The organism is Bacteroidota bacterium (genome assembly GCA_017303905.1).
In the GTDB taxonomy this organism is placed as follows: domain Bacteria; phylum Bacteroidota; class Bacteroidia; order B-17B0; family Aurantibacillaceae; genus JAHEYG01.
On sequence record JAFLBH010000005.1, the window covers coordinates 18,835 to 32,853 of the forward strand.

Consider the following 14,019-nt stretch of genomic DNA (forward strand, 5'->3'; position numbering starts at 1 on the left):
AAGAAATCTCACTCACAAAAACTCGTTTTAATACAATTTAATGCTGATTGAAAGAACGTAAAATCTTCTTCAAATATAATGCGGGTTTTGCCGTATTGCAACATTTTGTATCAAAATAAATGGATTTTAATCAACAAGGTTTTCCTCTATAGCTGGCTTATCGATCCCGGTAAATTCGGAGAATTCACTAACGGTTATGAATTGGTGACTGGCCTTTTCATAGTGTTTTTTGATGCGGTTTAGTAGCCTTCGGGCATATCTTTCGCTTTTTCCGGTGATCCGAACCACATCTTTTGGATAGATACATACTCTTTTGGTTCCGCTCATACCTTATCCATGCTTTATATACGCCTTTGACATACTTCAAAGGTATATGGACTAAGTGTTATATAAAACAGGCAAAGCAACCCAAAACGGACTAAAGAGTATGCTGCGGACACGCAACGTTAAACGAGTATGATCTCAAAATAATTTTGTGGTATCGAATGGATTTTATTCGCGATAAAGATCCGGGAGATGTTGCAACTATAAATTCAATCAATTACTAATCCTTAAAACCATTATAAAATGGCAAGACAAAAAGGCATCATCAAGATAGAAGGGAAAATCGGAGATATTTCCTTCTATAAAACGCAGGATGGCCATTTGGCGCGCGAAAAAGGGGGCGTGAGCGGTGAACGTATCGCTAGCGACCCAGCGTTCGTTAGAACGCGCGAAAACGGCGCTGAATTTGGTTCTTCTGCGGCTGCCGGTAAGACCTTACGATCTGCCCTCTTTTCGATGCTAAACACTGCTGCGGATAATCGTGTTGTATCACGATTAACTAAGGTGATGACAGACATCAAGAACCTGGATGCGACAAGTGCCCGCGGTTTAAGAAATGTAGGCGTAGCGATCGCTTTACCAGCCGCAAAGCTTCTTTTGAAGGGCTTTAACTTCAATAACCGTGCAATACTAGGAAGCGTATTGTACAATCCTTTCACTGTTAATACCGGTACAGGTGTGATCACTATTAATGGGCTCGTGCCAATTGATGAGATTGCCGCACCACCGGGTGCAACTCATGTAACTTTTAAAGGTGCGTGGGCGAGAATTAACTTTGCTACAGGAGCCATTCAGATCTTCAACTCCAACGTAGTGAATCTTCCAATCAATGCAGTATCATCAAACGTTGTTTTGACACCAACTGGTACTCCAGCAGGTGCAGGAACAGACATATATCTATTACAGATAGAGTTTTTCCAGATGGTAAACTTAGTTCAGTATTCACTTAAAAACGGTGCGCACAACTCACTTGCGATTGTGGAAGTAGCTTAAGGAGGAAATGCTATGAACAGAGGAAAATCATCGGGAGAAATGAATGTTGTGGAACGTTTATGTGCTCCAACTCCAAAATTCTTCAAAAAACTACGTGCTATTGGCTTAATACTGGCTGCTGCAGGAGGCGCTGTTATAGCGGCTCCTGTGGCTTTACCGGCGGCCGTTATTACTGCTGCAAGCTATGTTATAGTAGCCGGAAGCGTAGCGACGGCTGTTAGCCAAGCAGTAGTATGCGAAGGAGGCGCTGAAAAATGAAAGCGCTATTAGAATCGTTGTTGATGGCGATAAAGAAATTTTGGAGAAACATCAGCAAAAACAAAGTAACAGTGATCGTGAACGTAAATGTTTGCGAGAACACGGAAACAAATCAAAATGTTTCGGTGGATGTGGAAGTTGAAATGAACAAAATTGAATTGATAGATGCAATAGCTGCAAGTGCGAAACTTACAAAGGCTGATGCCGGAATAATTGACGCAGTAAGCATGGGAGCCAAGTTAAGCAAGGCCGATGCAGGGCGAGCAGCAGATACATCTATTGAAGCGAGAATAAAACTAAGAACATTCAAAGCCATTGAGCCGGAACTATAAACAATTAATTATTTAAAAAAGACAGCATGGAAAAAGCAAAAACAGGCATTAACGTTATGATTGACGTGAAAGCAACAAATTTTCAAAACGGAAACGTGTTTGAAGGACAAGGAAAATTAAAAACCGTATTCGGTGGCCGCGATGCAATGACCGAAGAGAGGCTTACTTTCAAAGGAAGCGATTGCGGAACATCCCAATTAGAGGCGAACTACAATTCGACATCAACGGGTGATTATGAAAAGAACACCGAAGTGGAATTGGATCTTAAAGGGCGTTTGCTAAAGAATGGAACCACCCAAGATGTGATTGCCACAAACGCCAAAATCAGCAAGAATGATAAAGGTGCAGAGGAAATCAAAAACGAAGATTGGTTGACGTTGAAAATCGAGAACAAGTGCGATGCACAATGTGCAACAACCGAAAGCTTCTACACAAACAAAACTTCCGAAGCGTAGTTTGTGAGCGGGAATCATCACATAGCTACCGGAACGATTGCGGGCACTGTTTCAGGAACGGCCTTGACCGTATTGGTGAACATAGGTTCATCTGACATAATTAAAACAGCTATCCTTGCTGCTCTTGGAGCTGTGGTAAGCTTTTCGGTATCGGTGCTGCTGAAATGGTTGGTTAAACCGCGAAAGTGACTTTAAAGGCAAATAGTAAAGCCGCCCCCCTTCGATAAACTCAGGGACCGGGCGGCTTTTTTTGTGCTTATAATTGGCATCTATAAATTCTCAATGATACCTCTATAATCCCTGCCAATTGGAATTGATGCGCCACTCACTTCAATGATTTCAGATGTATACGATTCAATTTTGCTAATTGATACTATGAATGAACGGTGAACCCGCTTGAATAGACTTGTCGGTAAAATGCTTTCAATCTCGTGCGTGCTCATCTTTGGAATGAATTCCTTTTTTGTTGTTACAATTTTAATATATTCGCGCTGGCTCTCTATGTAAACAATTTCTGAGAATAGAATCTTAACTTTCTTTTTCTGAACAGTTATAAAAACAGAATCCTTTGTCTCAATGTTTTCTTTCCTTTCAGTAATTTCGATTTGTTTTGTCTTTACCTTGTTAACTGCTATTAAGAAGCGTTCAAATGCAAATGGTTTTAGCAAGTAGTCAGTCACATTCAAATCAAAACCCTCAACAGCGTATTGATTGTAAGCAGTTGTAATAATTACAGCAGGCGGATGTGACAGCGTTTTTAAAAATGCCATGCCCTTCAATTTAGGCAGATGAATATCTAAGAAAATAAGTTCGGTGGAATTATCACGCAAAAATTCAGTAGCAAGTAAAGCACTTTTAAATGTTGCCTGAAGTTCAAGAAACGGAACTTGAAAAATATAATCAGACAAGATCTTAGTTGCCAATGGCTCATCCTCTATTACAATACACTTTATTTTAGCCATGGCTTGCCAAATTAATTTTTAAAGTAGCAGTAAACTCAGCTTCCTTTTTCTCAACGATCAAACTAAAATCTTTATAAAGCAATTCCAGTTGTCGCCTAAGATTTGAAAGTCCAATATTTTCCTTCAAAGTTTTATCGTCATTTGAGCTTTCTGTAGAATTTTTTATGCAAAATATTAGTTGTTTCTTGTTAACGGAAAGATCAATATCAATTACCGGCTTATCGCTTGTTTCTGAAACACCGTGCTTAAAGGCATTCTCAACCAGTGGTATCAATAATAAGGGTGGTAACGGTTGTTTCAAATCGTCTATATTCTGATTGAAATTAAGACGCAATGAATCGTCGTAACGCATTTTTTCGAGCGCGATATAATCGCTAATAATTTCTAATTCCTGCTCTACAGTTATAAATTCTCCGTTGGTTTCATACAGCATGAATCGTAAGATCTTTGAAAGTCGTAAAATTGATTCCGGAGCTAAATCAGATTTGTCTCTTGATAGTGAGTAAATATTATTTAGTGTGTTGAATAAAAAGTGAGGATTCGTTTGTGATTTGAGATAATTCAATTCTGCCTCTTGTTTTTCGAGGCGTAATTTCTGAGCGGTTTGTTTTAATTTGAAGTTATCATAAAAGAGTTTTGAAATTCCAAAAAAGAAAAGTGAAGTAAAACCGCCCTGAGCTTGATACATCACATCTTCAATAACTATAGAAAAGGCTGTATCCGGAATTATCTTGACATGTCTTAAGGTGGTGAAAACATGCAACTGTGTTCCAAGATACTTCCAAGCATACAAACCAAATGATAGAATAATAAATTGGATCGCTACAAGAAAACTCCCAATCAGGATATTAAAAAAGACAGTTGTTCTTTTCTTAACTATAAAAGGAAGACCATATTCGAAGAAAACAAAATTGGCAATGATAAGAAAAATGACCCGCCATAATTCATTAATGGATTGAGGAAAAAATATTCTGGAACTGCTCAGCGAAGCATTAAAAATCCAAATCGATAGCCAGGCTAATCCTACCCATAAATAAAATTGAAATCGTTTATTAAAAAGTGTATTCATTCTCTTGTTTTCTAAGTAAAGGTAGGTAAATGTTTTTACTCGTTGCGTTTGAGATAGCTATAGAATTATGCTGTATATAGACCAAAATCTGTTGTTTGTTGACGGTAGCCTCTAGCTCTTGTTTTTATTCTGCAGCTTTGCCTCATAAGAATAAACTCAAGAAAAAATGACTTCAATTGAAGAAAATAAGCAAAATCTCGTACTTGAACCGACACAAAGACCTTCTGCATTTAGTTTTAAAGGTCTATTAAAAAAAGACTATGTAAACTACGAAGGGGTAAGAAGAATTAATATATATGTTATGAGAATCTATTTTGTTTTAATGTTTGTTTTTGTTGGCACAGAAGCTTGGAGAGTAATCATTACGCACAAAGGCGCATGGCATCCAACGATTGCCGTGGCTTGGTGTACTTGGGCTGCGTATTCAACTCTTGCTTTATTAGGTGTGTTTCATACACTCCGAATGCTGCCTGTAATGCTCTTTATGATCTTCTACAAGTGTCTTTGGCTTGTGATCGTAGCCTTCCCTTTATTGTCCTCAGGTACACTCAAAGGCTCACCAGCTGAAGAAATGACTTATACCTTCTGCGGTATTATCATACCTCTACTTTTCATGCCCTGGAAATTTGTATACCGGAATTATATTTTACCAAATAGAAAAAGCAATTGATCGCAAATCATAACTAATTATTCAACTAAAACTAAGAACCATGAACAAAATCAAACAAACACTAATTATTGCCATTACACTTCTATTCAATCTTACATATTCGCAACAAAAAGACGACAAAGAACTAGCTGCCTACTTTGATAAATTTCTTTCGGAGCAATTCAAAGCTGATGAGCCTGGCATTACTGCTTTAGTCTCTAGAAAGGGGCAGATCATCTTCAAGAAGGCATTTGGTACGGCTAACTTAGAATTAAATGCCCCAATGCAAATAGATAATGTCTTTTGGATCGCTTCTATGGGTAAGCAATTTACTGCAGTTGCGATACTACAATTAGTTGAGCAAGGAAAATTAAATTTAAATGACGAAATCACAAAGTTTATACCGGATTACCCAACACAAGGAAATAAAATTACCATTGAAAATTTGCTAACCCACACTTCGGGTATTCACAATTTCTCGGGTATGAAAGACCCCGAAAAAAAGTTAGCTCTGGACTGCACTCCAAACGAGGTAATTGATTTCTTTAAAAACCTGCCGATGAAATTTGCACCGGGTACGAAATGGGAATATAGTAATTCAGGTTACTTTCTATTGGGGTATATCATTGAGAAAATTACAGGCAAAGCATACGGTGAATACTTGGAGGAAAATATTTTTAAACCAGCCGGCATGTCTAATTCTCTTTTCGCCAGTAATAAAAAGATCGTTAAGAATAGAGTTGGATCTTACAGCGTAGGAGAAACAGGGTTCCAAAATTCGCGCGTTTTGAATAATACGCATATTTACTCCGCGGGTGCCATACAATCGACGGTTGAAGATCTTTTTAAATGGCATCAAGCTGTTCATTCTTATAAACTGGTAAAAAAAGACATAATGGATAAAGCATTTACACGGTATAAACTGAGTGATGGAAAAGAAGTTGATTACGGTTATGGATGGAAATTAGGTTACGTTTACGGATACCCATCTGTCTACCATGGAGGAGGCATTGAGGGTTTTGGTACGATGGAAATTTACTTGCCCAAAGAGGATGTATTTGTTGTGGTTTTTGCAAACTGTGACTGCATACACCCCACAGATATTGCTTTCAGGATGGCAGCAATTGCTGCCGGAAGACCTACGGAGTATAAAGAAATTCCCATTGAAAGCAGCTCTTTAAAAGAGTATGCCGGGCTATATGAAAACCAAAAAGGGCAGCAACGAATTATAAGTGTTTCAGAAAACCAATTGTCTTCACATTTAGGCAGAGGCCCGAAATCATCATTAAAATCCTTTAAAAAAGATCAGTTCTATTTTGAGACAGATCCCATGCAAACCATAGAATTTGTAAGGGGAAAAAAGAATACAGTAGAAAAAATAGTAATGAGCAAATTAAGCGGCAACGACACATGGATAAAAACGAATAAACCGTTACCGAGCGAAAATGGAGTAAAGGTGAATGAGAAAACATTAGAGTCTTACGCCGGAGAATATGAAATACCACATTTAATGGCTTTCAAATTGATCAAAGAAAAAGGCAAACTCTATTTGCTTGCAGGCGATGATAAAATTGAAATGTTCGCTGACACTGAAACTAAATTCTTTTTGAAAGTTAATGATGCTCAATTTGAATTTTTTAAAGATGACCAAGGGAAGGTAACAAAAGTGATTTTGAATCAAGGTGGTAAAGAAGCCGAAGCTAAAAAGGTAAACTAGAAAAATAAATAATATGGAAAATCAACACACGAAAATTCAAGCATCCGTAATAGATGCAAACAAACAAAATAGTTTAAAAGACAAGGCTGTAGCAATCTTAGCGCTTGGAGCTGCTGTAGCTGTAGTAGCAACACTTTGTTTAGGCTGTATTAATACTGCAAATGAATTAATCAATATGTTTTATGAATAGTGGCACTAATTCGCTTAAAAGAACCGCAAGACTAGCGGGGTTGCTTTATCTTTTTTGGGTAATAACTGCAGCTTATAGTTTAATGTACGTTATGCCGAAAACCGTTGTGCAAGGTAATGCGGCTGCTACGGCAAATAAGATGCTCGCTAATGAGTTTATATTTAGAACAGGAATCATCAATGGCATTGTAAGCAGCGTCCTTTGGATCTTAATAGGATTGACGCTTTATAAATTGTTTAAGCGAGTAAACGAAAGTCAAGCTAAATTATTAGTGGCATTAGTTATTATACAGATCCCAGCCGTTTTTATAACGGAAGCCTTGAATATTACTTCCCTTATGCTTTTTAAAGGCAAAATTTTAATAACGTTTGAACTTAGTCAGAAGCAGGAGTTGGCGATGCTACTATTTAAAATTAATGATTACGTAGCTATTGCTTTAGAAATGTTTTGGGGATTATGGCTTTTTCCATTTGGCTATTTAGTTTATAAGTCTGGGTTTATTCCTCGTATATTAGGTGTGTTTCTTATCCTTAACGGTATAGCTTATGTTGTGCATTTTTTTACTCATATTATGGCACCAAATTATCAGGCTCTTGTTTTTCAAATTGCAACACCGATCTGGACTTTAGGAGAAATTTCGATTATGCTGTGGCTTTTAATAAAGGGTGTAAAGAGTAAGTCGCAGGAAATATAAACTATGACGAACAGGTTATGAGCAAAGCCTAAAAAGGCAATGTTGAAAGCTGACGCACACCAGAAGAATGCACAAGAACATAGCAACCACAAGGCAATGCATAGGATTTTATGCTTGAAGTTTTGTGAACTAAAGTTTGCTTGCGTAAATACCTATTAAAGGCATAAGGTGAAATTTGCAAAGGCTGAGGAAAAATTTGATTTGTGAAAGTACAAACCGGTGCCGAAGCGACTACTGACATTTTTGAATGTTTTTGCATAATAATTTTTATGCCCTCTCTGCATGACGGCAAAGAAAAACCAAAAGGAAACGGAATAAAAAGTGCAACGGCCTTATGCCGGAAATCTTTTGTGTTTTGAATTTGCCGGCACGCTATCTTTGCATAAACAATTATTTGAAAAATGGCTTTAAGGTTCGAAGAAGTAAAACAGTATAAGTTTGAAATATTTGATCAGCTCTACAAAAACGGATCGGAGAAAGTTGGTGAAGTTGAGCTGTGGAAAGATGATAAATACTGGATAAATAAAATAGAGGTATCTCCAGATCTGAGAGGTCTAAAAGATCGACATTATGGCACCGAAATAATTCAATACCTACTTGAACATTACAAGCCTTTAAGAATTTCACTCTCAAGTAAACCTGCACACTATACCACAATTCGTGACAACGGTGATACTCGCTGTCTCACATGGGATGGTTTTGGATTTTTTAAAGCATGCTTTAAGAATGGGATATTACATAAGAATAATTTTGAGTTTCCGTTTGAGGATATCCTGATGGAATATAAGACAGACCGCTTTCTAGACAACTCATTTTACAAGTTGCAAAATATGGTAAATACACTTTCCCAATTTGCAAGATCATATTCCAGTAATCGTTAAAAGAATATTATCTTTTGACCAGATTGTATAGGAGAATACGACGAATCTTAATAATATACTCTATTTGCTGAAGGAGAACAGTTTTACGCTGCTCCAATTGGGTTATCGTACCGCTAACATCACTCCATTCGCGATTGCCTGTGTTAATGTTGTTTATTGCTTCTTCTGCAATATCAGTTAGATCGCCTATCCGAATATAAGGAACTACAGACCCGATCAAAGCCTTTTTAAAATAGCCAAGCTCCCACAGTCCAAGAAAAACAAAGTAGTAAAATTCCTTTTCAGCGTTTGTTTCCGCAATAAATACAAAGCAATTACTCCAGTACATTGGAGCAGGCTTTCCGGATTGTTCACCTTTGTTCAGAATGAAAAAATGAGGAGCATTATACGTGCTTCCCAATTTATGCGTTTTAATTTTGTGTTTAAGCATGCGATACAAGTGTTATGGTTAAACAATTGTTTACTTGCGAAACTGCGATGGACTGACCAGGTGTGAAACCCAGATTTTTTAACCACTGCCCTTTTAAGCGAATTTCAGGTTCACATACTACTGTACGACCTTTTTGGCGGTATTTACCATACACTTTTAACTGCCTTTGTTGTTTTTGATTTTGCATATTGATTGATTTCAGAATTACACACTAACTTTCCTAGTTTTAAGTGTGCTTTACTAAACCCAACCAATTGCTGACAAAGAAAAAACACAAAAACACCGAGCTAAAACCCGGCAGAAAAAACTAAAAAAGAAAGCTGTTTTGCCAAGGCTGGGACCGGTGGTTGACAAGGTTTTTGCAATAAAAAATACTACCCACCTTTAAGATCATTTAAAGCGGAAGCACTTTTTATAAGAGAAAGTAATTAGATAATGATAAGGTGGGTGGAGATTTTTTTTGCAAAACCCGTAGGGCTTGACCTTGACAATCCGCCAGGGCACAGACTTAACTTTGCGGACTTTTTTTAGTTTTATTGGCCCTAAAAACGTATTTTTAATACTGAGAAATCGAAAATGGATTTTGATGATATAAATAAGGAGCTAAAAAATGTCCAGATGAAAGCTAAGGACATCAGAGAGATCAAAGGCGTCCTTAATGAAAAATTTCATTTATACTTTGACGACCGGGAAGCAAAAGTTCTAGCAAAAATAACTACGCCTACTTTAACAGTAATTCTTAAAAAAGTTAATACCCTTCAATTTGGTAGAAGTGGTGAGTTGACCATAGATACCTTTTTTCTTCTGCAGAAGGAAATCGAACCAAATCTTGCAAAGGTAACCGAAACCGAAGGTTCAACTGTTCTTGCTTTACTTCAAAAACTTTTAGTTATAGCTGCAATTAAAGTTGATGAGGCTGAAGACATGTCTTACAAAGAAAAGTTCGATATTTTTGATGTATTGATAAGAAATGTTGAGAAAATACTCCTTGTGCATTCAATTCCATTCAGTGAATTTCTGCCGAATGGATCAAAAGTATTTAAGGCATTTAGAAAGAAATATGAAACTATTGACGTAAGTGTTGTGAAAAAGAAGCCGCGTAAAGCAATTTCAAATAAGATGAGGGCCAGATTACAAAAAGAAATTAATTCTAAGTGTCCATTTTGTGAAGACGAAGAAGTAGAACATTTTGATGGCCATCATATAGATGAAGATCCATCCAATACCGTTCTTGAGAATTTATTACTACTATGTAAAAAATGCCACTCAAAGATTGGTGAAGGAACAATCACCAAGGAAGAAGTTCAACTTCGAAAGGCAAGTCTGAGGCAGGTTTCTACTCACGGAATAGAGGTTTACAAAATTGACATTATAAGCGATAATAGTTGCTGGGAGCCATACCCAAACGTAAAAAACGCCTTCCGCTTAAATTGGGAGCGAGGAAATGACTTTCCAATATTTCAATTTCATTTAGTAAACAATTTGAATAAGACAGTTGTGTTGTCTGATATTAAATTGCGTGCTAAACATTTGTTTTCAGGAATTGGAGACTTGCCTCAACCTTGTGAAGTACCAAAAAGTACTGTTTACAATTTGTTTATAGAATCAGGACGTGAAATCCACACAATCAATAATTTTAATGGAATTCAAATACCAGCAAAGCAGGCTGTGACTATTCAAGTTGAAGTTGCCCAGAAAAATGATAATTATTATGAAAACTTAGAAAAACGAATGGTTTTAAATTTCACTTTAAAGTTTAGTAGTAATATCCAGTTTGACCTGCCTAAAATTCTTATTAATACCGATAACGAAAAACAAGGTATAAATCTAGTTTGCCTAGATTAATTTCCGCTTAGGATTATTTTGTACCGAACAGGTAAAACAGCCTTGAGCTGCTTTGGAAAGTGGCTGCAAATAGTGAAATGAAAGGAGATGCATCCTAAAAGGTGCGACTAACGAAATGGAACGGTTTGAGAACTTGTATTAGAGAATTTTAGCCATTTTAATTAAAGTACTTATATTTTATTTTCGCCAGCTCAGGATGAAACCTAACTTTGAGTTCTTGCTCAATTGCCTCAGCGACCTGCTTATTGTTCTTGATCCTCTCTATTATCACCGGAATATTTACGTCAATTAACCACTTTGCATCGAAATTTTTATAATCGTATTGCAAAGGGTTTAATATCCATGTTTCAAACTGATTTAGATTTGTAAATAGTTTAAGCTCATCCTTAGAAAAGTCAATGTTCTTTTTGTAAATAATGAATATGCAATCAAAGAAAATAACATCGGTTAATTCCAATTCGCCATATCTATACGCATTACCACGAACGGCATTAATCTCTTTAATGTATTGTTGGAAATAATTACTTCGATTGTGATCATAGTCGGTGTTTTTTACCAGATCCTCATATAGTGAGTAATTAAATTTCTGATTCAGTAAGTTTTCAAATGCAGTTTGCAAAAGTGCCTTTCCACTGCTGTTAGACACTTTATATAAATTCACAATTTCAGTATAATGGACATTTGATCCTCCTTCCTGATGGCATTTTAAAATTGCGGATTGAATCAAAATATCATTATTGATCTCGAATCTAGGATGAAAACTTTCTAATGATAGTGGTATCCACTGAATAATCTTTGCGTATTTATTTAAACCATATCCATGACCATTAATACCGATCTGTAGTATATCCATTAAGTCCTTTGATTCATACAAATCGCCTTTTTTATAAATGAAATATGCTAAAGCTTCCATGTTATTCCAACCTAGCGTTTTTTCCACTTTAAGAAAATTGATCAAAGGCGGGATGCTGTTAGAAAATTCTTGTTTTGATATTGGCAATCTGACTAAAATGGTGAACAGGTTGGAAAATATGTCGTTAAATCTATATTCGAACCTGGTGTTGTTTAGTTGTTCTGTTAGAAGAGTATTTTCCATTAAGGTACCCATCATTCCAACTGAAAATGCTGATGATGTATAATTATTCAACATAGTGAGGATTTGTTGAATAACTCCCGCTTGTATTCGGATATTCGGAGTATTCTTGACAATTTCTTTGAGGTTTGATGGGCTTACGTGAAGTATAGCTTCTGTTAAATAGAACGAAGAGAATTCAGGCAAGTTGAATGCGGGAGTATCATGGCTTACTACAAGTCCTTTGAAAACTTTCTCAGATAAGGCTTTGTATCTCTTGAAAATATCGTAAAATATATAGTTCTTATGTACGTGAGTATAAAGTATAGCGTACTTTTGCATTAGGATCACATACAAATGAGGACCTAGTTCTTGCGCTCCCCCATCCTCGTACAATTTCTTCAATTTTTGAATTCTAAAAAGAATATCATCTATCTCATCCTGTAACTTGTAAACCAGAACGTCTTCTTTTATATCTACCAGATACTTTTTCACTTCCTTTTCGACATCAAACTCAATTTCATCATAAATAACTTTATCCAAGTCGATAGACTTGATATCATTCATTATCTCCTTAGCATCTGCTAATCTATAGTCGCGCATCAAATTGTGTAAGAGTTTAATATTATGCTTAACCAAAAAATACTCTACGCCCTTATCTTGTTTCCCTTTAGTGGCTTTTTCAATTGCTTTTAATATCAAATAGGATTTTTTAAAGTCATTAGTTGCAGCGAGATAATGAGCATAGGCATACTCTAAGGTATTATGGTCTTCGTTACCATCAGCTGCCTTTAGCTTATTCAAAAACTTTCCTATTTCTAAATTTCTATAGTTACAGATCAGACAATCGCATTCAGTATTATTCAACAAGTTGATGTTTTTAGTTACGCCTTCGGTTCCTTCAATAAAGGAGAAGATGTGGCGCTTTGAAAAGTTCACCACGTTTTTTTGCCTATTTGCAACAGCAACATGATCTTTAACTGCTGAAATTTCATGGATAATTGACCAATTTAAAAATGAAAATATCCATTTTAATTTATTTTGTGCATTTTCAACTTTGGCGTTTGTAATTTCGGTTTGATATTCCGGAGTGATTGTGACAACACCATTTTCAACATTTATTCCATTTATAAGGTCGTTTATCTCCGGATTTATAGTGAACAGCGACCATGGTTCGAAATGCCACACATGATCAGATAAAATGTTGAATGGCGGAATAGCAGCTAAGTAGTTAGGATCAACGAAACCTAATCCTTGAAATCTTTTCAAAGACATGTATATTCGGTCAATTATATGAAGCGGTTTAAGGTCTTTCGGTTTAAGGGTTTTTATATACTCATATAATTTTTCGGTATGAGAAATTTCGTTCTCCTTAACGAACCTATCTTTATGAAATAAGTAAAGTAGTTCTTTTAGCTTACCATCATTAACTAGTTCCTTAAGAAAATACACTTGGTATTTAGACTGGTCCAAAGAGTCGTAGATTCTTGTTTCAAGCATGTTCGAAACAATGACCCATTTACAATTTCCACCGGATTTTGAAGCATAAGTGAATGCTTGCTCAACTGGAGTCTGTTTGTCTGGTCTTGCCTGGGCTTTATCAAGATCTGTAGTGGCATCTTTCATTTCAATTACCACTTTTACTATCTCATTCTTTCCATCCGCAAAAAAAGTACCTAGTGCTCCATCGGATTTCGTACCATCTGTAACCGACTTTTTTTCTTCCCGCAATGACCATTTATGAGAGTTACCATAATTGAATCCTAAAACATCGCCAAAGAAATTCAAGATGAATCGTGATTTAACTTCTTCTTCCTTTTGATTCGCGAGTTTACCAGATTCTATTTCATTGATCCAATTTTGAATGGACTCTGTGATATTACGTATGTGAGTTACACTTGAAAGGTGAAAATCCTTTATGTATTCGGCTAAAATGCCTTCGGGGAAGAGAAATTGCTGAGCCATGTTTGGTTAACTAAATTACGTAAAATACAGGGGATTTCAAGTTGAATTTATAGGTAAAAAGCCTTAAGCGTGCGCTGGGAAAGTGGCTGCAAAAAGAGGAGTAGCTATAGTGTAGCTATTTTGCTACGCTTAGCTACGGAACGGTTTGCGGACACTGTGCCTGCGAGCCGATCTGCGAGTGGA

At 36.4% G+C, this 14,019-nt stretch carries 16 protein-coding genes and 1 pseudogene; 11 read left to right on the forward strand and 6 right to left on the reverse strand.

Going from position 1 to position 14,019, the window contains the following annotated elements:
- Positions 1 to 567: 567 nt before the first annotated feature.
- From J0L69_15325 to J0L69_15345, 5 genes and pseudogenes are all read left to right on the forward strand, one after another.
- The gene (locus J0L69_15325; protein ID MBN8694565.1) at positions 568 to 1,317 is read left to right on the forward strand and encodes a hypothetical protein; all 750 of its coding nucleotides are present in this window, start codon (positions 568 to 570) and stop codon (positions 1,315 to 1,317) included.
- 39 nt (positions 1,318 to 1,356) lie between these two features.
- On the forward strand, positions 1,357 to 1,575 hold the full coding sequence (locus J0L69_15330) for a hypothetical protein (GenBank protein MBN8694566.1): 219 nt from the start codon (positions 1,357 to 1,359) through the stop codon (positions 1,573 to 1,575).
- A gap of 143 nt (positions 1,576 to 1,718) precedes the next feature.
- Positions 1,719 to 1,799 (forward strand): annotated as a pseudogene (locus J0L69_15335) (DNA-binding protein HU).
- A gap of 134 nt (positions 1,800 to 1,933) precedes the next feature.
- A complete protein-coding gene (locus tag J0L69_15340; protein ID MBN8694567.1) occupies positions 1,934 to 2,362 on the forward strand; it encodes a hypothetical protein in 429 nt (142 codons plus the stop codon).
- A gap of 3 nt (positions 2,363 to 2,365) precedes the next feature.
- Positions 2,366 to 2,551, forward strand: a complete 186-nt coding sequence (locus J0L69_15345; GenBank protein MBN8694568.1) for a hypothetical protein — start codon at positions 2,366 to 2,368, stop codon at positions 2,549 to 2,551.
- Positions 2,552 to 2,631: 80 nt separating this feature from the next.
- On the opposite strand, the gene J0L69_15350 is transcribed toward J0L69_15345, so the two are convergent.
- Entirely contained in the window at positions 2,632 to 3,324 is a 693-nt protein-coding gene (locus tag J0L69_15350; protein ID MBN8694569.1) for a response regulator transcription factor, read from the reverse strand.
- Entirely contained in the window at positions 3,317 to 4,393 is a 1,077-nt protein-coding gene (locus J0L69_15355; GenBank protein MBN8694570.1) for a sensor histidine kinase, read from the reverse strand. Before J0L69_15355 ends, J0L69_15350 begins: the two co-directional genes overlap by 8 nt.
- 166 nt (positions 4,394 to 4,559) lie before the next feature.
- Between J0L69_15355 and J0L69_15360 the strand changes: the two genes are divergently transcribed.
- From J0L69_15360 to J0L69_15375, 4 genes are read left to right on the forward strand one after another with little or no spacing between them, the layout of a single operon-like run.
- Positions 4,560 to 5,063: a hypothetical protein gene (locus J0L69_15360; protein ID MBN8694571.1), complete on the forward strand. Its 504-nt coding sequence runs from the start codon at positions 4,560 to 4,562 to the stop codon at positions 5,061 to 5,063.
- A gap of 40 nt (positions 5,064 to 5,103) precedes the next feature.
- Positions 5,104 to 6,759 carry a serine hydrolase gene (locus tag J0L69_15365; GenBank protein MBN8694572.1) on the forward strand — a complete coding sequence of 552 codons (1,656 nt, stop codon included), beginning with the start codon at positions 5,104 to 5,106 and terminating at the stop codon, positions 6,757 to 6,759.
- Between the two features lie 13 nt (positions 6,760 to 6,772).
- The gene (locus tag J0L69_15370) at positions 6,773 to 6,949 is read left to right on the forward strand and encodes a hypothetical protein (protein ID MBN8694573.1); all 177 of its coding nucleotides are present in this window, start codon (positions 6,773 to 6,775) and stop codon (positions 6,947 to 6,949) included.
- A complete protein-coding gene (locus tag J0L69_15375; protein ID MBN8694574.1) occupies positions 6,942 to 7,643 on the forward strand; it encodes a DUF4386 domain-containing protein in 702 nt (233 codons plus the stop codon). The genes J0L69_15370 and J0L69_15375 overlap by 8 nt, the downstream gene beginning before the upstream one ends.
- Before the next feature lie 28 nt (positions 7,644 to 7,671).
- Here J0L69_15375 and J0L69_15380 read toward each other — a convergent pair whose 3' ends face one another.
- Entirely contained in the window at positions 7,672 to 7,884 is a 213-nt protein-coding gene (locus J0L69_15380) for a hypothetical protein (GenBank protein ID MBN8694575.1), read from the reverse strand.
- Between the two features lie 160 nt (positions 7,885 to 8,044).
- Between J0L69_15380 and J0L69_15385 the strand changes: the two genes are divergently transcribed.
- Positions 8,045 to 8,524, forward strand: a complete 480-nt coding sequence (locus J0L69_15385) for a hypothetical protein (protein MBN8694576.1) — start codon at positions 8,045 to 8,047, stop codon at positions 8,522 to 8,524.
- Between the two features lie 7 nt (positions 8,525 to 8,531).
- Here the strand turns inward: J0L69_15385 and J0L69_15390 are convergent, their stop codons facing one another.
- Complete coding sequence (locus J0L69_15390) at positions 8,532 to 8,954, reverse strand: hypothetical protein (GenBank protein MBN8694577.1); 423 nt, start codon at positions 8,952 to 8,954, stop codon at positions 8,532 to 8,534.
- The gene (locus J0L69_15395) at positions 8,947 to 9,141 is read right to left on the reverse strand and encodes a SymE family type I addiction module toxin (GenBank protein MBN8694578.1); all 195 of its coding nucleotides are present in this window, start codon (positions 9,139 to 9,141) and stop codon (positions 8,947 to 8,949) included. The genes J0L69_15390 and J0L69_15395 overlap by 8 nt, the downstream gene beginning before the upstream one ends.
- 389 nt (positions 9,142 to 9,530) lie before the next feature.
- Between J0L69_15395 and J0L69_15400 the strand changes: the two genes are divergently transcribed.
- Entirely contained in the window at positions 9,531 to 10,799 is a 1,269-nt protein-coding gene (locus tag J0L69_15400; protein MBN8694579.1) for an HNH endonuclease, read from the forward strand.
- A 157-nt stretch (positions 10,800 to 10,956) separates the two neighbouring features.
- On the opposite strand, the gene J0L69_15405 is transcribed toward J0L69_15400, so the two are convergent.
- Positions 10,957 to 13,836, reverse strand: coding sequence for a hypothetical protein (locus J0L69_15405; protein MBN8694580.1), 2,880 nt, complete (start codon positions 13,834 to 13,836; stop codon positions 10,957 to 10,959).
- Positions 13,837 to 14,019 lie beyond the last annotated feature (183 nt).